Consider the following 21,748-nt stretch of genomic DNA (forward strand, 5'->3'; position numbering starts at 1 on the left):
GGATGGAGGTCCTCGACTGGCTGCTCGATTCCGACCCTTCGATCCGCTGGCAGGTGCTGCGTGACCTTGCGGACGCGCCGCCGGGGGAGGTGTCCGCCGAGCGTGCCCGCGTGGCCAGCGAGGGTTGGGGCGCCCGCCTGCTCGCGCTGCAGGGTGCGGACGGGCAGTGGGACGGCGGCACGTACTACCCGGCGCAGTATGACGATTCGGCGCCCGGCCAACCCTGGACCGCGACGACCTACAGCCTGCTGCTCCTGCGTGAATTCGGACTCGACCCCGACAGCAACGAGGCCCGCCGCGCCGTCGGACTCGTGCGGGAAAACAGCCGGTGGGAGGAGGGGGACCAGCCCTTCTTCGAAGGGGAAGTGGAGCCGTGCGTTAACGGCATGGCCGTCACCCTCGGAGCCTATTTCGGACAGAATGTCGACGGCGTGGTGTCGCGTCTGCTTGGGGATCAGCTGGCCGACGGTGGCTGGAACTGCGAGGCGGAAAACGGCTCCACACGGTCCTCGTTCGGGACCACGATCAACGTGCTCGAGGGGCTGCTCGAGCACGAACGGGCGACGGGCGGTTCGCCGGCGTCTGCTGCGGCGAGAAAGCGCGCTGAGGAGTACCTGCTTGAGCGCGGACTCCTGCGCCGGAAATCCACCGGCGAGCTGATCAACGAGGAGTGGCTGCACTTCTCGTACCCGACCCGCTGGTTTTATGACGTGCTTCGGGGCCTCGAGTACTTCCGGGCAGTGGGCGGTCCGCCGGACGAGCGCACGGCCGAAGCGGTCGGTGTGCTCCGTTCCAGGCGGCAGGCCGATGGCACCTGGCTGCTGGAGAATACCCACCCTGGGAGGATTCACTTCTCAATGGAGGACGGCGACGGACGCCCCAGCAGGTGGAACACCCTCAGAGCGCTGCGTGTGGTCAGGTGGTACGGAGACTGACGGTTGTTCCTTGTCCGGCCCCCGCAGGGACGGACAAAGAACTGCCGGTCCCGGCATCGCCTTGGGGAGTGCGGTGCCGGGCCGGCATACTGGCCGAGCCATTCGGAAGGGCACCCGTTCCGGCCAGATGCCCATAGTGTGGCAGCCCGGCCTTGCAGAAAGCTTGCGGAACCCTGCGGCGCCTGACTAGGAACGAAGGGGTGCTGTGGAGTGCCCGGGGGAGCCGCTCGATTCACGCGGGATGAGCGTTGGCATGGATTTCCGGATTTTTGGTTCCCTGTTGGGATTCACGATGAGGTCGATGGCGTTGCCGGCGATCTGGTCCAGGGGCACGCGCACCGATGACAGCGGGGTGGAGAGCCGGGATGAGAGGGGTATGTCGTTGTAGCCAACCAGGGCCAGGTCTTCTCCGACCGTGACGTGGAAACGGTGGGCCGCTGCGATGAGGCCCATGGCCAGGTTGTCGTTGGCCGCGAATACGGCGCTGGGGCGCCGCCCTGCGTTGCTGCCCAGGAGGGATTCTCCGGCGGAGAACCCGTTTTCTATGCCGTAGCCCACGGCGAGCAGCCATTCTTTCGGGGGCGTGATGCCCGCTTCCGCCAAGGCTCTACGGGCACCGGCGAGCCGGGCGGTCCCGGTGGAAGTGAAGGCCGGGCCGGTCACGACGGCGATGTCACGGTGACCGAGGTCGATGAGGTGGCGAACTGCCAGGTATCCGCCCACTTCATCGTCGCCTAACGCAGAGGGGCTGACCCCGTCGGTGCGCAGCACCAGCGCGTGCGCCATGCCCCGTTCGCGCAAGCGGCGGGGGAGCTCGTCATCGATTCGGGCCGTGGCCAGGATCAGCCCGTCCACGTTGCGGTCGAGCAGGGTCTCTGCGGCACGGCGTTCATCATCAGGGTCATCACCGCTGGTGGCAACCATCGCGAAATAGCCGCGGTCCGACGCCGCCCGCTCGAGCTCCTCGAACATCAGGGCCATTACGGTGTCGCTGAGGCGGGGGACGAGCACTCCGAGGGTCCGGGTTTCGCCCCTGCGCAGGCTCGACGCGAACGAGTTCCGGCGGTATCCGAGTTCCTCCGCCACTTTGCGGACGTGCGCCGCGGCTGCAGAGCGCGACGCGGTGCCACGTTCGTCCAGTGCCCGGCTGGCCGTGGAAAGACTAACTCCGCTGGCCGCCGCAACGTCCCTCAAGGTGACGTTCGTGCCTGGGGCAGCCGATTCCATGCGAATTCTCCTGTTCGGAATTGTCCTAGTAGACACTCTATTTCCTCCTCGTTCGGAACCTGCCCCTTGACAGTGAGCTGAACCACACCGCAGAATGAAAACGTTCCCGCAAACGTTCTCACATCATCCTAGCGGGACTTCGATCAACAAGACAGAGGAAGCTCTTATGACCATGGACCTCCGCGGGCTGGTTCCCGCACCTGTAACGCCGTTCAACCGGGACGGCAGCGTCGACGTCGACGCGATCCACCGCCTCGGGGGCTGGCTGGCCAGCGTCGACGGCGTCAAGGGCCTCGTGGTTCTCGGTCACGCCGGCGAAGGCACCTTCCTGACCCAGGAAGAGCAGGCCCTCGTCATTCGTGAGTTCAAGAACGCCGTCAACAGCGAGATCCCGATCATCGCGGGCATCACCGGTGAGGGCAACACCGTTGCTGCCTTGGAAGCTAAGCGTGCCGTTGAGGCAGGCGCCGAGGCAGGTCTGGTCTACCCGTCCCACGGCTGGCTCCGCTTCGGTTACCAGAAGGGCGCCCCGCAGACCCGTTACAAGGAACTCTACGAAACCTCAGGCCTGCCGCTGATCCTCTTCCAGTACCCGGATGCCACCAAGGCAACCTACGACCTGGAAACCCAGCTGGAGATCGCCGGCATGGAGGGCGTGTTCGCTACCAAGAACGGCGTCCGCAACATGAAGCGCTGGGACACCGAGATCCCGGTCCTGCGCGAAACTTACCCCGATCTGCAGATTCTGACCTGCCATGACGAGTACCTGCTTCACACCATGTTCGACGTCGACGGCGCACTGGTGGGCTACGGCGGGCTCGCCCCGGAACCGCTCGTGGAGCTGATCGCCGCCGGCAAGGCCAAGGACTACGCAGCCGCCCGCGCCATCCACGACCGCCTGCTGCCCGTGACCAAGAACGTGTACCACCGCGGGTCCCACATGGAAGGCACCGTCGCCCTCAAGGAAGGCCTCATTGCCCGCGGCATCCTCGAGCACTCCACCGTCCGGCCGCCGCTGCTTCCGCTTGCTGAAGGTGCAGGAGACGAGATCGCGAAGGCCCTGCAGTCCGCCAATCTGGGCAACGTCACCGTACCTGCGTAACATCGCAATTCAGGGGTGGCGGGCCGACAATGGCCCGCCACCCCTCTCAGAAACTTCACGCTCCCACCGGTCAAAGAGGACCCCAGCAACGCAGCTGGAGAAGGAGGACTCGCCAATGCGCGAGCACAACAAGACCGCCCACGCAGTAAAGGTCCTGCCGGGGCATGCGGTCAGCAACGAACAAGCTTCACTTGCATCCGATCCACTGACAACTGACGCTCCGAAGCGCCGGACCTTCCTTGGCTATCTTGCTCTTATGGGTCCAGCCTTCGTCGTCGGAGCCTGGCAATTCGGTCCCGGCAACCTCACCACCGCAGTGCAGGCCGGCAGCCGATTCGACTACAGCCTCGTCTGGGTCATCGCCGTCTCCACCATCCTCATGATCTTCTTCACCGACATGAGCGTCAGGCTCGGCATCGCCACACCCATTTCCCTGATCACCTCCATCAAAGACCACCTCGGCAAATGGGTGGGCGTCCTTGCAGGCTTCGGCGTCTTCGGCATCACACTGATGTTCTCAGTCGGCAACGCCGTCGGATCCGGCCTGGGACTCTCCTTGATATTCGGCGGATCACCGGTCCTCTGGACGGTCGTCTGCACCGCCGCCGTCGGCTTCGTCCTCGCCTTCAAAAATGTCTATGGAATCGTCGAAAAAGCCCTCCTGGTTATCGTCGTACTCATGGGCATCGCCTTCATCGCCAGCACCGTCGTCGCCCAACCCGACTGGTACCGCTCCATGCAAGGCATGGTCCCGCAACTGCCCGCCGGCAGCGAAATCCTCATCGTGGCACTCGTCGGAACAAACTTCTCCATCAACGCCGCCTTCTACACCTCCTACGGCGTCAAGGAACACCGCCGCACCCGGGCCGACTACCGCGACATCACCCTCGTCGACACCATCCCCGGCATCGTCGCACCCGGCATCATGACCGCCCTCGTCATCATGGTCGCCGCAGCCGTGCTCGGTAAGACCGGAGCCGAGGCCGGGACCATCAACGCCCTGGCCTCCATCTTCACACCCCTCGCCGGCCCTGTCGGAGCGATGCTCTTCGCACTGGGACTCTCAGGGGCCGCCTTCTCATCCATGATCGCCAACGCCACCGCTGGCGGCACCATGCTCTCTGACGCCCTCGGCCGCGGCGCCAAGGCAGGATCACCCGTAGCCCGCATCGTCACTGGAGTGATCCTGGCCTTCGGACTCATCATCACCCTGTCCTTCCAGTCATCACCCGTCGGCCTGATTGTCATCGCCCAGTCCCTCACCGTCCTCATCGCACCACTGCTGGGCATCCTGATCGCCATCATGGCCAACAAAACCGCTGTCATGGGAGAGCTCCGCAACAAATGGTGGCACAACCTGTTTGGCGCCATCGGGCTCATCGCCATCATCGCTTCCTCAGTGCGGCTCATCACCACCCTGCTCGGATAGCAGTCCCCAACCAGAAGGCAAGCGTGCATTGCCCCCGTCTGCATAGGACGGGGGCATCAGCACGGCAACCTAATCCTCGGGGAGGGTGCCAGGGGACCGGTACTTGATCTGGCCGGCTTTCTGAAGGGCTTCCAGGGTTTCGTCCACGCTCAGAAGCACTGTCGTTTCCATTGAACTCAGCGCCCCGCCCCCGCTGATGGCCACCGCAACCGCTGCCATGGAGACGTTGTCAGGAGCCTCCCACAGGTTGTAGCCGTCGTGGGTGCCAAAGGCGTACCAGAAGCCGTGGAGTTTCCCGCCGACGGCTTCGATGTATTCCTGTGCGGCTTTCCTCCGGTCCTCGGGCTTGCTGACCAGCCGTGCCCAGGTCTCCGGTGTGTAGCTGAACTTCGACAGGTAGAGCGGCATGATTTCGTCCCCTTTGTTCGCAGTCGGGAGTGCGGATGCACCAAGAATGGCAGCGAGCTGTCCGCTCGGCAATGGCCATGATTTTCGCGCTCACGGGGGCGCCAAAAGCGCCTGCGCGGGCTACTTCCGCAATGCGCCGAGCCCGGAGATCAGCGCCTCGAGGCCCAGGGCGAAGGCCACGTCGGCGGGCCGCTCATGGCCCTGCTCGGCCAGGCTCTGCACGGCAGCGGTGAAGCTCGGGGTCGCATCGGCCATGGAACCGGCGTCGAAGATGTCCGCCGGCGCGGTCACGTCGTAGGCCGAACCGAAAATGAAGGACTCCAGCGCCACGATGGAGGAGACGATCCGCTCCTCCGGGAAGCCGGCCTCCCGAAAGGCGGCGCTGACCGTTTCATACATGGCCAGGGTCTGCGGGGCGTCCGTTACGGGCAGCACGGCGATGACCGGGATCAGCGGGGTGTGCCGGGAGAAGACGTCGCGGTAGCTCCAGGCCCATTTCCGTACCGCCTCTTCCCACGGTTCCGTGTCGAAGGCTGAGAGGTCCACCAGCGCAGCCAGGTGGTCCTCCACCAGGAGCAGCACGTCGCGTTTGGATTTCACATGGTTGTACAGCGCCGACGGCGCGACGTTCAGCGCGCGGGCCAGCGCGGCCATGGTCAGGGCGTCATAGCCCTTTTTCTCGACCAGTTCGAGCGCAGCGCGGGTGATGCCGGATTTGTCGAGGACCCCGCCGACCGGCCGGCCGGCGCGGCGCCGGGCGTCGGGTCCGGCCGTCAGGCTGCGTCGTGCCGCGTCTTCCACGGCAGTCTCTCCCGGGGCGGTGTTTCCCGGGGCGGGTGATGCCGGCATTGGTGGCCTTTCTGCAGGCGGTTTCTCCATCAGTATTCCATCAGCCTCTTCCCGTACACGGACGGAGCGGCTATAGTTTCTCATAAATGAATGACATTCATTTAGTGGTACGCATCACCTGGGCGGCCACAGAGAGAGGACATCATGCTGAATTTTGACCGCGACGTCGTGATCGTGGGCGCGGGACCCTCCGGGCTGACGGCAGCCCGTGAACTGAAGAAGGCCGGCCTCACGGTGGCAGTACTCGAGGCCCGCGACCGTGTGGGCGGCCGGACCTGGACCGACACCGTGGACGGCGCCACCCTGGAAATCGGCGGGCAGTGGGTCTCACCGGACCAGACCGCCCTGCTGGCCCTCCTGGACGAGCTGGGCCTGAAAACCTACTCCCGCTACCGTGAGGGCGAATCCGTCTACATCGGCGCCGACGGCACCCCCGTCCGCTACACGGGGGATTCTTTCCCCGTCAGCGCGTCAACCGCTGCCGAGATGAACAAGCTCGTGAGCCTGCTCGATGGGCTGGCTGCGGAAATCGGCCCCACCGCGCCGTGGGCCCACCCGAAGGCGCGGGAACTGGACACCGTTTCCTTCCACCACTGGCTCCGCCAGCACTCAAGCGATGAAGAAGCCTGCAACAACATCGGCCTCTTCATCGCCGGCGGCATGCTCACCAAGCCCGCCCACGCCTTTTCCACCCTGCAGGCAGTGCTGATGGCTGCCTCCGCGGGATCGTTCACCCATCTGACGGACGAGGACTTCATCCTGGACAAGCGGGTCATCGGCGGGATGCAGCAGGTCTCCCTGCTGCAGGCAGCGGAACTGGGGGACGACGTCGTCCTTAACAGCCCGGTGCGCACCATCCACTGGGAGGCCGACGGCGGCAGCGGCCACCGCGTCACGGCCGTGTCCGAGCGCGCCACCGTCAACGCCCGTTTCGTGATCATGGCGGTGCCGCCCAACCTGTACTCCCGCGTCTCCTTCGACCCGCCGCTGCCCCGCCGGCAGCACCAGATGCACCAGCACCAGTCGCTGGGCCTCGTGATCAAGGTGCACGCCGTCTACCGGACCCCGTTCTGGCGCGAGGAGGGCCTCTCCGGCACCGGCTTCGGGGCAGGATCCCTGGTCCAGGAGGTCTACGACAATACCAACCACGGCGACACCCGCGGCACGCTGGTGGGCTTCGTTTCCGACGAAAAGGCTGACGCCGTCTTCGAGCTGGACGCAGCGGCGCGCAAACAGGCGATCCTGGAATCCATTGCCGGGTTCCTCGGCGAGAAGGCTCTGGACCCGGAGGTCTACTACGAATCCGACTGGGGTTCCGAGGAGTGGACCCGCGGAGCCTACGCCTCCAGCTACGACCTCGGCGGCCTCCACCGCTACGGCAAGGACCAGCACACCCCGGTCGGCCCCATCTACTGGTGCTCCTCGGACCTCGCCGCCGAGGGCTACCAGCACGTGGACGGGGCAGTCCGGCTGGGACAGGCCACCGCTGCCCGCATCGCGGCAGCAGCCAAAGCAGCCGCAGAAGCACCCGGTGCATTCGGTGACCGCCGGCTGGTCGAGGCTGCGGCCGCCGTCGGCTGACGCGGCCGCACCCACCCCATTCAACGGCGAATGAACTATCCGGAAGAGGCAATCCCATGAGCACCACAGACGCTGTCGCCCAGGGCGAGCACAAGAAACTCAGTGAAAAAGGCCTCAAGGCCGGGTCCGTGGGGCTGCTCGGCGCGGTGGTGATCGGCGTTTCGTGCATCGCACCGGCATACACGCTCACCGCGGCACTCGGTCCGACAGTGTCCGAGGTGGGCGTGCACCTGCCGGCCATTTTCCTGGTGGGGTTCATCCCCATGCTGCTCGTGGCGCTCGGGTACCGCGAACTCAACAACGCAATGCCCGACGCCGGAACCTCCTTCACGTGGGCAACCCGCGCCTTCGGCCCGTGGATCGGCTGGATGGGCGGCTGGGGGCTCATCGCCGCCACCATCATCGTGCTGTCCAACCTGGCGGCCGTCGCCGTCGACTTCTTCTACCTCATGCTGGCGCAGCTTTTCGGCAATCCCGAACTGGCGCAGCTCTCTGCCAACCTGCCGCTCAACATCGCCACCACCCTGGTGTTCATCGCCGCAGCCTGCTGGGTCTCCTACCGGGGCATGGAAACCACCAAGGCCGTCCAGTACGTGCTGGTGGGGTTCCAGCTGCTCGTGCTGGGCTGGTTCGCCGTCTCCGCGTTCCTGCACATAGCCAACGGCTCCGCCTTCGACGCCACGGCCATCTCGCCGGACTGGTTCAACCCGTTCGCCGTCGACTCGTTCTCCTCCTTCACGGCCGGAGTCTCGCTCTCGATCTTCATCTACTGGGGCTGGGACGTGACGCTGACAATGAACGAGGAAACCAGGAACCCGGAGAAGACGCCGGGCCGTGCCGCGACCGTGACCGTCGTCGTGATTATGGCCATCTACATGCTGGTCGCCCTGGCCACCCTCTCCTTCGCCGGAGTGGGGGAGAGCGGGCTGGGCGCCGGGAACCCGGAGAACCAGTCCAGCATCTTCGCGGTCCTGGCGGGCCCGGTCATGGGTCCCTTCGCCATCCTTATGTCGCTGGCGATCCTCAGCAGTTCGGCGGCTTCACTGCAGTCCACGTTTGTGTCGCCTGCGCGGACGCTCCTCGCGATGGGGCACTACAAGGCGCTGCCCGCGACGTTCGGCAGGGTCAGCCCGGCCTTCAAGTCGCCGGGCTACGCCACGGTTGCCGCCGCCGTCGCAGCCGCCGGGTTCTATGTGATGACGCGGACCACCTCGGAGAACGCTCTCTGGGACACCATCACGGCGCTCGGCATGATGATCTGCTTCTACTACGGCATCACGGCACTGGCCTGCGTCTGGTTCTTCCGGGCAGTGGCCTTCAGCAACGCCCGGGCCTTCTTTTTCAAGTTCCTGGCGCCGCTGCTCGGCGGGGTCATCCTGCTGGTCATGTTCGTCAAGACGGCCTACGACGCCATGGATCCCGCATACGGCTCGGGCTCATCCGTGGGAGGCATCGGCATGGTGTTCATCCTGGGCATGGGTGTGATCCTGCTCGGCGTGGTGGTCATGCTGGTGATGGCCAGGATCCGGCCGGGGTTCTTTAGGGGTGAGGTGCTGGCCCCGGGGCGCTGATGCCCTTGCAGCAGCGGGTAGAAAGTAAGCACGCTTACTAATAAGGTGGTCCGAGGGGTAGTTCCCACACTGAACCGCACGTACTGAACAGAACGAGGTGACAGCATGCCGGAAACCGCCAACATCAGCAAAGTCACGGACATCATCAACGATTCCCATATCGGGATGTTCACCACCATCAACGAAAAAGGCGCGCTGGTCAGCCGGCCGCTGGCCGTGCAGGACGTGAAGGACGACGGCGACATGTGGTTCTTCACGGGGGAGGGAACCTCACAGGTGGCCCACATCGGCGCGCATCCGCGCGTCAACGTGTCCTTCGGCCAGCGCACCGAGTGGGTCTCGGTGGCCGGGACCGCCGAAGTTGTCCGGGACCGGGACAAGATTCGTGAGCTGTGGAACCAGGCGGCCGAGGCATGGTTCCCGGACGGGCCGGACACTCCCGAGGTGGTCCTGCTGCGCGTGGACTCCGACTCCGCGGAATACTGGACCAGCCCCGGCGGCACCGCGGCCACTGTGCTGCAGTGGGTGAAGTCCAAGGTCACGCACAGCCGCATGAGCGTCGGCGAAAGCGGCACGGTGGAGCTGTAGCCCCATTTAGCCGCCTCAGGCCTTCCCGGAAGCGCTCCGAGATCGGGGGGCTTCCGGGGAGGGGCCTTCACCGCAGGCTGCCCCCGCTGCGGCTTCAGCGCAGCGCAGCGCCGCGTCGAGCCGGTCAACGGCTTGCAGGTAGCCGGGTGCGGCCAAGGTCTTCAATAGCTCCGCCTCCCGCATGGCCTTCACGAATGCCGCCGTTTCCGGCCGGCGCACATCGGACATGGCCGGAAAATCAATCGCCAGCGCGGGGTCGAGTTCGTAGCGCTGCCAGCGCTGCAGGACGGCGTTGTGAACGTTGGCTGCGGCCTGCAGGGCGGGCAGCTCCTCCCGCTGCCGGCGCCTGGACGAGTACCAGCCCAAAACTCTGGGGCTGGTCCGGTAGGCGGCCACGCCGCTGACGCAGGCTGCCGCCGCCAGCGCCAGTCCGGCCGGGGGCGAGGCCACCGCCGGGATGAGGAGTGCCGGGAGGATCACGGCAGAACCCCAGAAAACGTCCCAGAACAGCGGATCTGACGGGTCGCCGTCGGACTTTCCGGCATGGTGCCGGACGGCGAAGACGGTGCAGGCAGCGGCGGCCACGAGCACGGCACCCCAGAAGACAAGCTGCAGCGCCCCAAGAGGGACGGCTTCGATAACGGCGGACACTGCACCACCTCCAAGCAACGGGGCCCGGGACTTGGGCTCCACTTCAATTCCAGCCCCTCCGGTGCCGCCGGTCAATGGTCCCCTGGACGGCGGAAACGGTTTGCAGCGGGCGGCCTGCGGCGTAGCGTTGGCGGCATGCGACTTAAAATGTGCAGCATCCACGTCCGGGACCCGCAGGCAGCGCACTCGTTCTATACGCAGACGCTCGGCTTCGAAACGCTCATGGCCATGCCAGAGCACAACCTCTTTATCGTCAAGGACCCCGGTGATGCCGGCAGTGTGGGGCTGTTGCTGGAGCCGAGCGACAACCCGATCGCCGCCGCGTACATGAACGGACTTCATGACGCCGGGCTCCCGGCGATCGTGTTCGGCGCTCCGGATGTGCGGGCCGAGTATGAGCGGCTCACCGCCGTCGGGATCCCGTTCCAGGGCGAACCGTCGGAGGATCCGTCCGGGACGTCGGCCGTCTTCGACGACGGCTGCGGCAACTACATCCAGCTGCACCAGGACTGACAGCCAATGGCTGTGGCGCCGGACCGGCCTGCGGAAGGGACTGAATGGACGCCGTTGACGCCCTGAATGAGATCGCGTTCTGGCTGGAACGCAGCGCCGCGCCCACCTTCAAGGTGCAGGCCTTCCGGAAGGCTGCCGGTGTCATTGCGGACCTCGAGACGGAGGACCTGGCTGAGCGTGCGCGGGACGGCAGGCTGAAGCGGACCAAGGGCATCGGGGACACGACGTTCCAGGTCATCCGGCAGGCCGTTGACGGTGCCGTGCCTGACTATCTCGACAAGCTCAGGCAGGGCCGTGCCAAGCCGCTCGCCGCCGGCGGCAACGGGCTGCGCGCCCAGCTTCGGGGCGACCTGCACTGCCACAGCAACTGGTCCGACGGCGGATCGCCCATTGACCTCATGGCGGACGCCGCCCGGTACCTGGGCCGCGAATATCTTGCCCTGACGGACCATTCCCCGAACCTCAAGATCGCCAACGGACTGAGCGCCGAGCGCCTCAGCGACCAGCTCGAGGCCGTGGCCGCGGTCAATGCGGCCCATGCGCGCCAGGACTGCGCGGAGTTCCGGCTGCTGTCCGGAATCGAGGTGGACATCCTGGAGAACGGGGAACTGGATCAGGATCCTGACATGCTGGAACGGCTCGACGTCGTTGTGGCCAGCGTGCACTCAAAGCTGCGCTCGGACCGGCGCACCATGACGGAGCGGATGCTTAGCGGCATTCGCGACCCGCACACCAACGTGCTGGGGCACTGTACTGGCCGTCTGCTGCAGGGTTCGAGGGGCACCCGGCCGGAGTCAGAATTCGACGCCGAGCGGGTGTTTGCGGCGTGCGCGGAGGCGGGCGTCGCCGTCGAAATCAATTCCCGTCCGGAGCGGCAGGACCCTCCCGACAACCTGATGCGGCTGGCTCTTGATGCGGGGTGCCTGTTCAGCATCGACAGCGACGCCCATGCTCCCGGCCAGCTGGACTTCCTGCAGTACGGCGCGGAGCGGGCTGAACGGAACGGCGTCCCGGCAGAGCGCATCATCACCACCTGGCCGCTGGAGCGCCTGCTGGAGTGGCTCCGGTCGCGGGAGTAGCACGCTCCCGCCGGGTGTGGGAGCAGCTCCTCAGATATTAGTAAGTAGGGTGACTATTTCGTTGCCGAGTGGTAAACCTTGAATGTTCCGCTGAGGAAGCCCGGCGGGCGTGTCTCTCGTAGCGAGGTGCACCATGTCTTCCGTGAATCCTGCTGACCACCTGGACGAGCTGGGCCGCCGAACATTGCGGCGGGTGCGCGGCCGCCTGATGCCGCTGATCGTCCTGCTCTACTTCATTGCGTACCTGGACCGGAACAACGTCGGCTTCGCCAAGCTGACGATGAGCGAGGACATCGGCCTGAGCGCGTCCGCGTACGGGCTTGGCGCGGGCATCTTCTTCCTCGGCTACGCACTGCTGGAAATCCCGAGCAACGGCGGGATGTACAAGTTCGGCGCCCGCAAGTGGATTGCCCGCATCCTGATGTCGTGGGGCATCTTCGCCACGGCCATGGCTCTGGTGAACGGCGAAGTGACCTTCTACATTATCCGGTTCCTGCTCGGCGCGGCCGAGGCAGGCTTCTTCCCGGCCATCCTCTTCTACCTGACCCTGTGGTTCCCCGCCGCGCAGCGCGTCACCGTGCTCGGCATCTTTATCCTGGCCCAGCCGATCTCCAACGCCCTCGGCGCCCCGGTCTCCGGCCTGCTGCTGCAGATGGACGGCATCTGGGGCCTGCACGGCTGGCAGTGGCTGTACATCATCGAAGGCATCCCCGCCATCCTCCTCGGACTGCTCACCCCCATCCTGATGACGGACCGGCCCAGCCACGCCCACTGGCTGGCCCAGGACGAGCGCGAATGGCTGACCAAGACCATGGACGATGAGCTCGCCCACAGGACGAAGGGCCAGCCGCACCACTTCCTGGCCGGGCTCAAGGATCCGCGGACCATCGCGTACTCGGCGCTGTACTTCGGCCTGGTGTGCGGCATCTACGGCCTTGGCCTGTGGATGCCGACCATCGTTGCGGCCTTGGGCAGGTTCACCACTACGGAGGTTGGCTTCATCGTGGCAATCCCGTACACCATCGCCGCCGTCTTCGTGTACTTCTGGGGCCGGCGCTCGGACCGCACGGGCAACCGTGTCATGCATGCCAGCATCAGCATGGTGATGGCAGCCATCGGCCTCCTGGCCGCCGGCTATCTCGTGCAGGTCAATGCGGTTCTGGCCATGATCGCGCTGACCCTGGCGGCCATGGGCATCTACTCAGCCATCGCTCCGTTCCTGGCAATGCCTTCGACGGCACTGGTGGGCGCCGCGGCTGCAGCCGGCCTGGCCATGGTCAACTCCCTGGGCAACCTGGGCGGCTTCGTGGCCCCCTACGCCGTGGGCCTGCTCAACGACGCCACGGGAGACAACCGCTCCGGCCTCGTGTTCCTGGCGGCCTGCCTCGGCATCACCGCAGTGGCCACCTATCTCTACGCGCGCAGGCGTCCGGAGGGCCACGTGAAGCCCGGTACTCCTGCAACGGTCGGTGAGGAAGCTGTTGCCGCCGACGAGTTCGACATCAAGAGCTGACAAGCCAGGCGACGAGAGGGCTGCAGACCATGACTCATCACGAAACGTTCCCCGCCGAGCGGACCGCGGTGCTGACCGGCGCAGCGTCTCCGCGCGGCATTGGACGGGCGACGGCGGAGATGCTCGCCAGCGCCGGCTGGTCGGTGGCGGTTTTGGATATCGACGGCGACGCGGCCAAGACGGCGGCCGAGGAAATTGCCGCCGTCTACGGCGTCCAGACACTCGGGGTGGGCGCCGACGTCTCCGACCAGGCAAAAGTTAACACCGCCATCGACGAGGTCGAATCCACGCTGCCGCCGATCGTTGGCCTCGCCAACCTGGCCGGCATCAGTTCACCCACGGAGTTCATGGACGAGACGCTCGAGGCGTGGGAACGGGTATTCAAGATCAACATGACCGGCACGTTCCTGGTCACCCAGCGCGTCCTCAGGGGCATGATTGAGCGCAGACTTGGCCGGATCGTCAGCGTCTCTTCCATCTCCGCCCAGCGCGGGGGCGGCACCTACTCAAAGGTTGCGTACAGCGCCTCGAAGGCGGCCATCATCGGCTTCACCCGGGCGCTGGCCCGGGAAATGGGCCAGTACGGCATCACCGTCAACTGCGTGGCACCCGGTCCCGTGGATACGGACATCATGGGCGGAACGCTGACCGAGGAGCGCAAGGCTGCCATGTCCGCCGACATCCTGGTGGGCCGGGTGGGCACCGTGCGGGACATAGCAGCGCTGATGGTGTTCCTGATGAGCGAGGATGCCGGCTACATCACGGCGGCAACCTACGACATCAACGGGGGCCTGCAGATTTCCTGACGGGCGGTTACCCTTCGCACTCCGAGCAGTACTTGTTGCCGTTCTTTTCCCGCGCGAGCTGGCTGCGGTGGTGGACCAGGAAACAGGACATGCAGGTGAACTCGTCATCCTGAACAGGCACGACCTGGATGAGCAGCTCTTCGTGCGAGAGGTCGGCGCCGGGGAGGTCGATGCCTTCCGCGGTGTCCGCCTCCTCGACGTCCAGCAGCGCAGTCTGGGATCCGCCGCGCTGGGACTGCATCGCTTCGAGCGATTCGGCCCCGGGCTGTTCGTCCTGGCTGACGCGGGGTGCGTCGTAGTCGGTTGCCATTGGTGGTTTCACTCCTTCGCATGAGCGCCGGGATGGCACTCGATAGCAGGGATCAACTCTACTGGTACGCCAGGTATTCCCGCGCACGCAGCATACCCCGGAGAACAAGGAAGTCGTTGAGAGTGCGGATGGGGCAGTGGAGCCGATCATGCCCGCGCTGTCTTCTCCGGCTGTTGCCGGGGGAGCGCCGTCCTGACCGCGGTGCGAGGCCGTCACCGTTTCTGTTTTATCTGCCTCCTGAGAGGGAGGAGGGCGCCAGCCACGGTGATGACGGTGCCGGTGCCAAGGAGGAACCAGAAGTATCCGATTGGTTCCGGGATGGCGCCCGGCTTCTGTTCGTTGGCCCTCTGTGCGGCGGCCTCGGCGACCTGCTGTTTGTACAGTTCAACGGACAGTTCCGACGGTAGCCCCGCCGCGACTGGATCGAGCTTAGGCCAGTCGGTCACGATACGGGCGGCGTCACCATCCGGGGCAACGGTAAACGCCTGGGGTACACCGAGGAACGGCAGCGAGATGGCTGCCAGTCCTACGAAGAGAGCTGCGAGTGAACACCCGAGCAGCTCGATCTGGCGTTTCACGATTGCTGAGGTGTCGTCGATGAAAGTGTTCAGCCGCGCATAGGCCTTCTTTTCCCGAGCAGCGCTCTGGACGTCCCAGCCCGGATCGATCCGGGGCGGGCTCACCAGGTAGGTGAGGTAGACGCTGGAGAGAACGACGGCGACTCCGAGGAAAATCGGAGCGATGATCCCGCGCAGCGGAAGCGGGTTGTCCGTTACGGAGAACACCAGTGCAAGAACGCCGGTATAGAGGGCGGCTATGGCGGCCGAGGCCCTCTGGATGGTTTCCGCCGCGAATTTTGACCGGTCCAGGGAACCGAGGGCCAGATCGTAGTAGCGGTCGTGCATTTCCTTGAGATTTGCGGCGTCCGCGCTGGCGATGCCGGCCCGGCGGGCCACGTTTTCCTCGCCCTGGGACATGTCCAGCCAATCCGGGTCACTGTCCCGGTCCGAAGCGCTTGAACGCGGTTGTTGCGGTTGGCGTCCAAGAAGGTCCGCGAGCCGTTGTTTCATGTCTGCCAGGTTCATGGCCGGGGCCAGATTCTGGTCAGTTCCCTGACCTTGATATGAATGATCTGCCTATCAGGCCCCATCCCGAGATGGCGCGCGGGAAAACTGTTCTGCTCCGCCTCGCAGAAGTGTTCGTTATCTGTTGCTCGCACTGCCACTGCGACCCTTCAAAAGGCAATGGGACGGCTGGGAAATCCAGCGTACGCGCAGCTCACAGGGCTGTCCATGGGTGTGCTTCCTGCCCGGCCGTCGTGCCGCCGCATGGCCAGGGCCTAGAGTCAGGGAGCCCCGTCCGACCTGGCAGTGCGGGCGTTGCCCCGGGATTGACCGCGCTCCGGCGGCGGTATAAATCTTCACTAAGGGAAATTGCGGTGCACGGCCGGCGCGGAGGTGGAAGTCATGACGGATCATTCCACGCTGAAGGATCAACAGGTTCAACACGATGCCCAGCCAGATACTGGTCGCGGCTCCCGGTGGGTCCCCTGGCGTACAGAGGGGTTGCCGGACCGGAAGGGCGCGAGTGGTGGCCAGGATGGCCCCGAAGCCCCTAGCGGCTGGTGGAGGAGGGCGCTGTGGATGGTGTTGCTGTATTTGGCGGTCTTCGTGGTGCTGTCTGTCCAGGACCAGTCCGTACGGCCCCAGCAGGTGTCGTACACGGAGTTCAAGGTCCAGGTCGAGGCCGATAACGTCGCGGAGATCTTCGCCCGCGGGAACACCATCGAAGGAAGCCTCCGGCAGGACCGGCCCCTGCCCGGAGCGGGGGAGAACTACCGGCAGTTCAGCACCGAACGGCCCGTCTTCGCCAATGACGACCTGTTGGGGGCGCTGGAACAAAACAACGTCACCGTGCGCGCTACACCGGTGATCCAGGAACGGGGTCTGCTGCTCAATCTGCTGATCTCCGTGGCGCCGATCGCGTTGCTTGTCCTGTTCTATCTGTGGCTGCTCAGACGGCAGTCCGGGATCTTGGGGATGGGGGCGGGGAAGAAGTTCCAGCCAGTGGACCCGGAGAAAATCCGGGTGACCTTCAAGGATGTAGCCGGGATCGATGAGGTCGAAGCCGAAATTTCCGAGGTTGTCGATTACCTCAAGGAACCCCATAAGTACCAGGTGATCGGAGCCAAACCACCCAAGGGCGTGCTGCTCAGCGGCCCGCCCGGAACAGGGAAAACCCTGCTGGCCAGAGCAACGGCGGGGGAAGCCGGCGTGCCGTTCTTTCACGCCAGTTCCTCCGAATTCGTTGAAATGATCGTAGGAGTGGGTGCCAGCAGGGTCCGTGAGCTCTTCCAGACGGCCCGCAATTCCGCCCCTTCCATCATCTTTATCGACGAAATTGATGCGATCGGCCGCAAACGCAGCGGGTCGCTGGCCGTGGGTGGACACGATGAACGCGAACAAACGCTGAACCAGATTCTGACCGAAATGGACGGCTTTTCCTCCTCGGAGGGTGTGGTTGTCCTGGCCGCCACCAACAGGCCCGACGTTCTGGACCCGGCGCTGCTGCGCCCTGGCCGTTTTGATCGCTCCATCACCGTCCATGCCCCGGATCAGAAAGGCCGGGCACAGATCTTGGGCGTTCACGCCCGCAATGTCCGACTGGCCCAGGACGCTGATCTTCAGGCGTTGAGCAGGGTTACGCCCGGGATGACAGGGGCTGAACTGGCCAACCTGATCAATGAGGCCGCCCTGCTGGCCGTGAAGCGGGGCCGTTCTGAAGTCGACCAGCGTGACCTGCTCGATGCCCTGGAAAAGGTCCAGCTTGGTACCGTGCGCAACGTCGTCATGCCGGCGGAGGAGCGCAGGAGGACAGCCTTCCACGAGTCCGGGCACGCCCTGTTGGGCATGCTGGAGGCAGGGGCTGATCCGGTCCGAAAGATCTCCATCATTCCCCGCGGCCGCTCACTGGGTGTGACGCTCTCAACTCCGGACACGGACAGGTACGGCTACGACGAGAACTACCTCAAGGGCAGAATCGTCGGCGCCCTGGGCGGGATGGCCGCGGAGGAACTGGTCTTCGGTGTCGTCACCACTGGTGCTGAAAGCGATCTTCAGACCAGCACCCACCTCGCCCGGATGATGGTCGGTCGCTGGGGCATGTCACAGCGCATCGGCCCGGTCCAGGTGCTGCCGGAAGAAGGGGACCCCCGCGTCGCCGGTGTCTCCGAGGGCATGCTGGACGCTGTGGCCGAAGAAGTCAGGGCACTCGTGGACGAATGCTACACGCGGGCAAAGGGACTTCTGCAGGAGCACCGGTGGCGGCTGGAAGCCCTCGCTGAGCGGGTCCTGGACAAGGAAACCCTGGACGAGCCGGAAATCTACGAGGCCGCAGGCATCCAGCGGCCCCCGATCGCCGGAGGAGCCGCCTTGGCAGGACAACAACTGAATCAATAATCGACCTGCTTCGCAGACGCGGACCACCCGTGGCAGAACCGGCCGGCATCACCTGACCCGGGCCTCCCCCTCCTGCGCTCCGGAGGAGCCAGGCCTTACCGGGTGATTACTGTTCGAGGACGCTGTCGATCAGGTCCTTCAGGATTTCCCAGAAGTCCCGGGCCCGGAAAGATGTAACGGGTCCTCTCCCTTGGGCTTGGCGGACGGCATTGGCCACTGCAATCGCCTCCGCGAACAATTCGGCCGTAACGGCAGGGACACGCTCGGGTTCGAGGGCGAGGATATGTTCCACCATGGCCCGGGAATGCTTCTCCGCCTCTCCGCCCTGATCCTGGCCCAGCCTGCTTGGCTCAAGACGCGTCCTTGCCGTTGCGAATCCCCGGTCCAGATGGGGGGCGAAACCGTCGTCCATGTACTGGATTGTCATTGTCCCTACCTCCATTCGCGTCGCCTCAGGACCACCATGCCCGGTGGAATCAGCAGGCGATGGCGCGCTGCTTCCGCCTGGTCCTGATGGGGTTGTGTTCCGCGGTCGGGCATGCAGCGGTCCCCGGGAACGCAGGGACCGGAGACCGCTCTGAGGGAGGGGTGCCTCTGCCTGATGCTGCTTGTGCGCTAAAGACGCAGTGGCGCTCTTGATGAAAGCCAACCGCCCGATAGGCAGCCTTGGCTTCGGCATCCCTCCCGGTCTTTTAGGCGTTGATCTGGTGCTGTGCGCCAGCTCCGGATGTGATTTCAATCTTCCGGGGCTGTGCCTTCTCCGCGACCGGGATGCGAAGCGTTAGGACGCCGCCGTCATAGCCGGCCTTCACGTTTTCCGTGTCCAGCGCTTCGCCCAGGATCAGCTGACGGCTAAAGACCCCGCGGGGCCGCTCCGAAGCAAGCAGTTCAACCTCTTCACCGACGGCGTCCTTTCGCTCGGCACGGATCGTCAGAACGTTCTGCTCAACATTCACATCGATCGAGTCGACCTCCACGCCGGGCAGATCAACCGCCACCACGAACTCATTGCCTTCACGCCAGGCATCCAAGGCCATCGCGGCCGGATGTGCGGTCGTTCCCAGCACCTGCTGGGTCAGCCGGTCGAGCTGGCGGAAGGGATCGCTCATCATCAACATGACATACCTCCTTGATCATCGAGTGACCGGATCTATATCCGCTGACATAGATTTAAATAGCACCGGGAGCAGCAGCTGACAATAGGGCTCTCGGGAATATTTGCCAGCTGAAGACGGAGCTGGCTTTGATTACTGCAGGCTGCGAGTCCGGCGGTTCCCCGCAGGGAACCACCGGACTTCTGAGGCGGGCTGGTCCTACTTGTTGGCTACCAGGACGGGGCCGGTGGTGCCTCCCACGGTTGACTCAGCATAGATGGAGCCTGGGTTGGTGGTGCCGGCGGCGGCGTTGCGCAGCCGCAGGCTGAACTCGCCTCCCGTGGCTGGCGCAGCGGCGGCGGTGACTGCCACCTGCCCGAGCAGCCTGCCGGTGGGTCCGCCGACCCGGATGGTCACCGTGGCGCCGACGACAGAGCCGGTCCCTGAGATCCGGAAGTCGCCGCTCTTCCACTGCGCGCTGCTGACGGTCACCCGGTCAGGAACGGGCGTTACCCGGACCTCATCCGTTTTCACTGTGCCGCCGGCCGTGACCGTGAGCCGGAACGTGAGCGGGCTGTTGGTCATCGGGTACCTGAAGACCGGGAGGCTGAACGTCGGCTTCAGGGTGGTGGCCCCGCTCAAAGTGACCTTGTTCGGATCCGTGGCTCCGGCAAGGACCTGCTCCCACAGATAGGTGGCGCCGGTGGTGGTGGAGCCGGTGCCGTCCAGCGTCACGGTCGTTGCCGTGGTGCGCCGGGCGACTGCCTGGTCCGGCCCGGCCTTGGCTACGACGTCGCCTTCGGCGGTCATGCTCATGCTCTTGGTGGATTCCGCGCCCCAGCCGTTGATGTTCCTGGCTTTCACGGTGAAGTGGTACGCGGTGTCAGCGGCGAGTCCGTCATAGGTGAACGTGGTGGCGGTGCCGGCAGACCTTGCTGTGCCAAAGGCGGTGCCGTCCGCGGTGTAAGCCTGCACGGAGTATTCGCTGATGGCCAGGCCTTCCGCACCGGGATCCGGTGCGTTCCAGGACAGCGTTGCGGTGCCCTTGCCGGCCACGGCCAGCGGGGCGGTCGGTGCTGCCGGAACGGGATCGTTGGTGATGGTGAAGGTCGCCTCGCGGATCTCCGAGACGTTGCCGGAGGGATCGAAGGCCGCGAAGCGCAGCGTCGTCGTGGTGGTGATGTTCAGGGGACCCTCGTAGCGAAGGGCCGTTTCCCCGAGGCCGCCGCCCGAGACGACCGGATCCGAACCGTCAACGGTGTAGTAGATGTCGCTGTCCGCTTCGCTGGCGGTCAGCGTCACCTGCTGGGCGACAGGGGACGTAAGTCCGTTGGGTGAAGCCGTGACGGTCGGCGCGGTGCCGTCCGTTTGGGGCACTGCGTGCGCTGCCGGGAACGTCTCGCCCACGCTGCTCACGCCCACGACGTAGACGTCGTACTCCTCCCCGGACTTGAGGCCGGTGATCGTGGTTCCCGTGGCTCCTGCTCCGGAGATCCGCTTGCCGATTTCCTCTTTCTCGTTGTGGGTCTCGGTCCTGCCCACTGCTACGGCGCGGTACCCGGTGATGGCCGGAGTGCCTGGAATGGCCGCTGCGGGCTTCCAGTTCAGCTTGATTCCTCCGGCCACGTTGGCGGCCGTGATGTTGGAGGGCGCGGGCGGGCCGGACTGCAGCGGCCCGTTGGGGCAGCCGCCCATCCCTGGTCCTCCTGGTTCGCCGTATTCGGAGATGGTCAGGCCTTGGCGGTTGCCGTCTACGTCTGTCACCTCCCATGCCATGGAGCGTGCGCCGGCGGCGTTCGCGGCCAGTTCGGCCGCTGCCTGCTCATCGAAAACGTAGGTGGCGGTGAAGGTGTTCCCGGAGATCTCCAGGCCGGACGAGTAGCCACCCTTGTCCGAGGGCGTCAGGGGGCCGGGCAGGGCGCGGACATCCCGGCGGCCCACTCCTGTCTCGTTCAGGGCAGGCTCAATGATGCGCTGTTCCATCTGGTCGGGATCGACACCGCTGCCAAGGTAGCCCTTTACCGTGACGGTGTTGCCGTTAAGCTCGGAGCTGCCGGTCACGTAGGTGTCCTGGACCTTGGTTTCGCCGGCGTTCGCACCCTCGCCGTCGAACCTGATCGAGACTACGTCCCCGGGGCGGATGTCCGGAGTGACATTCACGCCCGTGCCGGCGCCCCAGCAGACCCCGCCGGGGTGGTTGATTTCGAACGCCACATCCCCTGCCGCAACCTCGCTGCGGGCGGACCCGATGACTCCGGCGTTGGGCCGCGAGACCTCGACGGTCGCGGACTGCCCAATACGGTCCTGGTAGCCCTCAATGGTTATGAAATCCCGGTCGGGAAAGACCACGATGTTGTCGGGGAAGGTGGGTACGGCAGCGCTGGCTGGTGGAATGGCGAAGACGGACGTTGCGCAAACCACGGCCGAAACGGTGGCAACGATCCCTGCCCTTCGGGTGCCGGGCAGAAGAGATGCGTATGCACCCGGCTTGCATTGTGCTGGCTTCATGGTGACCCCATCGACTTAGAGATGCGCAAGACCTTCGCGCACAACCACAGACTTGGTGACCCGGGTTGCGGAAATGCTGTGCTTCCCGGGCCGCCCGAGGGCCGCCAACCACCGTATTGGCGGTGC

20 protein-coding genes are annotated in these 21,748 nt (G+C 65.3%); 11 read left to right on the forward strand and 9 right to left on the reverse strand.

The window, feature by feature from the left end; translation table 11 throughout:
- Positions 1-2: 2 nt before the first annotated feature.
- Positions 3-935: a hypothetical protein gene (locus ACIP90_RS03725; RefSeq protein WP_400577074.1), complete on the forward strand. Its 933-nt coding sequence runs from the start codon at positions 3-5 to the stop codon at positions 933-935.
- Between the two features lie 186 nt (positions 936-1,121).
- Here ACIP90_RS03725 and ACIP90_RS03730 read toward each other — a convergent pair whose 3' ends face one another.
- Positions 1,122-2,162, reverse strand: coding sequence for a LacI family DNA-binding transcriptional regulator (locus ACIP90_RS03730; RefSeq protein WP_400577075.1), 1,041 nt, complete (start codon positions 2,160-2,162; stop codon positions 1,122-1,124).
- 166 nt (positions 2,163-2,328) lie between these two features.
- Here ACIP90_RS03730 and ACIP90_RS03735 point away from each other — a divergent pair, with 166 nt between their 5' ends.
- Together ACIP90_RS03735 and ACIP90_RS03740 are read left to right on the forward strand one after the other, a co-directional pair.
- Positions 2,329-3,264 carry a dihydrodipicolinate synthase family protein gene (locus ACIP90_RS03735; RefSeq protein ID WP_400577077.1) on the forward strand — a complete coding sequence of 312 codons (936 nt, stop codon included), beginning with the start codon at positions 2,329-2,331 and terminating at the stop codon, positions 3,262-3,264.
- Positions 3,265-3,379: 115 nt separating this feature from the next.
- Positions 3,380-4,693 (forward strand): Nramp family divalent metal transporter, encoded by a 1,314-nt coding sequence (locus ACIP90_RS03740; protein ID WP_400577078.1) that lies wholly within the window; start codon positions 3,380-3,382, stop codon positions 4,691-4,693.
- A gap of 69 nt (positions 4,694-4,762) precedes the next feature.
- Here ACIP90_RS03740 and ACIP90_RS03745 read toward each other — a convergent pair whose 3' ends face one another.
- Positions 4,763-5,101 (reverse strand): GYD domain-containing protein, encoded by a 339-nt coding sequence (locus ACIP90_RS03745; RefSeq protein ID WP_400577080.1) that lies wholly within the window; start codon positions 5,099-5,101, stop codon positions 4,763-4,765.
- 120 nt (positions 5,102-5,221) lie between these two features.
- Entirely contained in the window at positions 5,222-5,950 is a 729-nt protein-coding gene (locus tag ACIP90_RS03750; RefSeq protein WP_400577082.1) for a TetR/AcrR family transcriptional regulator, read from the reverse strand.
- A gap of 144 nt (positions 5,951-6,094) precedes the next feature.
- On the opposite strand from ACIP90_RS03750, the gene ACIP90_RS03755 reads away from it, so the two are divergent.
- The 3 genes from ACIP90_RS03755 (at position 6,095) to ACIP90_RS03765 (ending at position 9,690) form a co-directional block, all read left to right on the forward strand.
- On the forward strand, positions 6,095-7,531 hold the full coding sequence (locus ACIP90_RS03755; RefSeq protein ID WP_400577083.1) for a flavin monoamine oxidase family protein: 1,437 nt from the start codon (positions 6,095-6,097) through the stop codon (positions 7,529-7,531).
- Between the two features lie 56 nt (positions 7,532-7,587).
- On the forward strand, positions 7,588-9,102 hold the full coding sequence (locus tag ACIP90_RS03760; RefSeq protein ID WP_400577084.1) for an APC family permease: 1,515 nt from the start codon (positions 7,588-7,590) through the stop codon (positions 9,100-9,102).
- A gap of 105 nt (positions 9,103-9,207) precedes the next feature.
- Positions 9,208-9,690 (forward strand): pyridoxamine 5'-phosphate oxidase family protein, encoded by a 483-nt coding sequence (locus ACIP90_RS03765; RefSeq protein ID WP_400577085.1) that lies wholly within the window; start codon positions 9,208-9,210, stop codon positions 9,688-9,690.
- A 15-nt stretch (positions 9,691-9,705) separates the two neighbouring features.
- Here the strand turns inward: ACIP90_RS03765 and ACIP90_RS03770 are convergent, their stop codons facing one another.
- Entirely contained in the window at positions 9,706-10,341 is a 636-nt protein-coding gene (locus ACIP90_RS03770; protein ID WP_400577087.1) for a hypothetical protein, read from the reverse strand.
- A 135-nt stretch (positions 10,342-10,476) separates the two neighbouring features.
- Between ACIP90_RS03770 and ACIP90_RS03775 the strand changes: the two genes are divergently transcribed.
- The 4 genes from ACIP90_RS03775 to ACIP90_RS03790 all read left to right on the forward strand — a co-directional run bounded on the left by ACIP90_RS03775 (position 10,477) and on the right by ACIP90_RS03790 (position 14,252).
- Positions 10,477-10,854 carry a VOC family protein gene (locus ACIP90_RS03775; protein WP_400577090.1) on the forward strand — a complete coding sequence of 126 codons (378 nt, stop codon included), beginning with the start codon at positions 10,477-10,479 and terminating at the stop codon, positions 10,852-10,854.
- A gap of 44 nt (positions 10,855-10,898) precedes the next feature.
- Positions 10,899-11,933, forward strand: coding sequence for a PHP domain-containing protein (locus tag ACIP90_RS03780; RefSeq protein ID WP_400577093.1), 1,035 nt, complete (start codon positions 10,899-10,901; stop codon positions 11,931-11,933).
- 133 nt (positions 11,934-12,066) lie between these two features.
- Positions 12,067-13,446 carry an MFS transporter gene (locus tag ACIP90_RS03785; RefSeq protein ID WP_400577096.1) on the forward strand — a complete coding sequence of 460 codons (1,380 nt, stop codon included), beginning with the start codon at positions 12,067-12,069 and terminating at the stop codon, positions 13,444-13,446.
- 29 nt (positions 13,447-13,475) lie between these two features.
- On the forward strand, positions 13,476-14,252 hold the full coding sequence (locus ACIP90_RS03790) for an SDR family NAD(P)-dependent oxidoreductase (protein ID WP_400577099.1): 777 nt from the start codon (positions 13,476-13,478) through the stop codon (positions 14,250-14,252).
- 7 nt (positions 14,253-14,259) lie between these two features.
- On the opposite strand, the gene ACIP90_RS03795 is transcribed toward ACIP90_RS03790, so the two are convergent.
- Positions 14,260-14,562, reverse strand: coding sequence for a DUF4193 domain-containing protein (locus ACIP90_RS03795; protein ID WP_400577100.1), 303 nt, complete (start codon positions 14,560-14,562; stop codon positions 14,260-14,262).
- Between the two features lie 212 nt (positions 14,563-14,774).
- A complete protein-coding gene (locus tag ACIP90_RS03800) occupies positions 14,775-15,632 on the reverse strand; it encodes a hypothetical protein (protein WP_400577102.1) in 858 nt (285 codons plus the stop codon).
- A 573-nt stretch (positions 15,633-16,205) separates the two neighbouring features.
- Here ACIP90_RS03800 and ftsH point away from each other — a divergent pair.
- Positions 16,206-18,020, forward strand: coding sequence for an ATP-dependent zinc metalloprotease FtsH (ftsH, locus tag ACIP90_RS03805; protein ID WP_400577104.1), 1,815 nt, complete (start codon positions 16,206-16,208; stop codon positions 18,018-18,020).
- 106 nt (positions 18,021-18,126) lie between these two features.
- On the opposite strand, the gene ACIP90_RS03810 is transcribed toward ftsH, so the two are convergent.
- From ACIP90_RS03810 to ACIP90_RS03820, 3 genes are all read right to left on the reverse strand, one after another.
- Positions 18,127-18,447, reverse strand: a complete 321-nt coding sequence (locus tag ACIP90_RS03810; RefSeq protein ID WP_400577106.1) for a hypothetical protein — start codon at positions 18,445-18,447, stop codon at positions 18,127-18,129.
- Positions 18,448-18,712: 265 nt separating this feature from the next.
- Entirely contained in the window at positions 18,713-19,138 is a 426-nt protein-coding gene (locus ACIP90_RS03815) for an Hsp20/alpha crystallin family protein (protein WP_400577109.1), read from the reverse strand.
- Positions 19,139-19,333: 195 nt separating this feature from the next.
- A complete protein-coding gene (locus tag ACIP90_RS03820; RefSeq protein ID WP_400577112.1) occupies positions 19,334-21,622 on the reverse strand; it encodes a fibronectin type III domain-containing protein in 2,289 nt (762 codons plus the stop codon).
- Positions 21,623-21,748 lie beyond the last annotated feature (126 nt).

The sequence above is a fragment of the Arthrobacter sp. NPDC093139 genome, assembly GCF_044754165.1.
Taxonomy (GTDB): Bacteria; Actinomycetota; Actinomycetes; order Actinomycetales; family Micrococcaceae; genus Arthrobacter.

Coding starts and splice junctions, on each gene's coding strand:
- ACIP90_RS03795 (WP_400577100.1), bottom strand. CDS start 14,562: ATGGCAACCGACTACGACGCACCCCGCGTCAGCCAGGACGAACAGCCC.
- ACIP90_RS03775 (WP_400577090.1), top strand. CDS start 10,477: ATGCGACTTAAAATGTGCAGCATCCACGTCCGGGACCCGCAGGCAGCG.
- ACIP90_RS03785 (WP_400577096.1), top strand. CDS start 12,067: ATGTCTTCCGTGAATCCTGCTGACCACCTGGACGAGCTGGGCCGCCGA.
- ACIP90_RS03765 (WP_400577085.1), top strand. CDS start 9,208: ATGCCGGAAACCGCCAACATCAGCAAAGTCACGGACATCATCAACGAT.
- ACIP90_RS03750 (WP_400577082.1), bottom strand. CDS start 5,950: ATGCCGGCATCACCCGCCCCGGGAAACACCGCCCCGGGAGAGACTGCC.
- ACIP90_RS03735 (WP_400577077.1), top strand. CDS start 2,329: ATGACCATGGACCTCCGCGGGCTGGTTCCCGCACCTGTAACGCCGTTC.
- ACIP90_RS03730 (WP_400577075.1), bottom strand. CDS start 2,162: ATGGAATCGGCTGCCCCAGGCACGAACGTCACCTTGAGGGACGTTGCG.
- ACIP90_RS03820 (WP_400577112.1), bottom strand. CDS start 21,622: ATGAAGCCAGCACAATGCAAGCCGGGTGCATACGCATCTCTTCTGCCC.
- ACIP90_RS03740 (WP_400577078.1), top strand. CDS start 3,380: ATGCGCGAGCACAACAAGACCGCCCACGCAGTAAAGGTCCTGCCGGGG.
- ftsH (WP_400577104.1), top strand. CDS start 16,206: ATGGTGTTGCTGTATTTGGCGGTCTTCGTGGTGCTGTCTGTCCAGGAC.
- ACIP90_RS03810 (WP_400577106.1), bottom strand. CDS start 18,447: ATGACAATCCAGTACATGGACGACGGTTTCGCCCCCCATCTGGACCGG.
- ACIP90_RS03780 (WP_400577093.1), top strand. CDS start 10,899: ATGGACGCCGTTGACGCCCTGAATGAGATCGCGTTCTGGCTGGAACGC.
- ACIP90_RS03800 (WP_400577102.1), bottom strand. CDS start 15,632: ATGAAACAACGGCTCGCGGACCTTCTTGGACGCCAACCGCAACAACCG.
- ACIP90_RS03815 (WP_400577109.1), bottom strand. CDS start 19,138: ATGTTGATGATGAGCGATCCCTTCCGCCAGCTCGACCGGCTGACCCAG.
- ACIP90_RS03755 (WP_400577083.1), top strand. CDS start 6,095: ATGCTGAATTTTGACCGCGACGTCGTGATCGTGGGCGCGGGACCCTCC.
- ACIP90_RS03745 (WP_400577080.1), bottom strand. CDS start 5,101: ATGCCGCTCTACCTGTCGAAGTTCAGCTACACACCGGAGACCTGGGCA.
- ACIP90_RS03760 (WP_400577084.1), top strand. CDS start 7,588: ATGAGCACCACAGACGCTGTCGCCCAGGGCGAGCACAAGAAACTCAGT.
- ACIP90_RS03725 (WP_400577074.1), top strand. CDS start 3: ATGGAGGTCCTCGACTGGCTGCTCGATTCCGACCCTTCGATCCGCTGG.
- ACIP90_RS03790 (WP_400577099.1), top strand. CDS start 13,476: ATGACTCATCACGAAACGTTCCCCGCCGAGCGGACCGCGGTGCTGACC.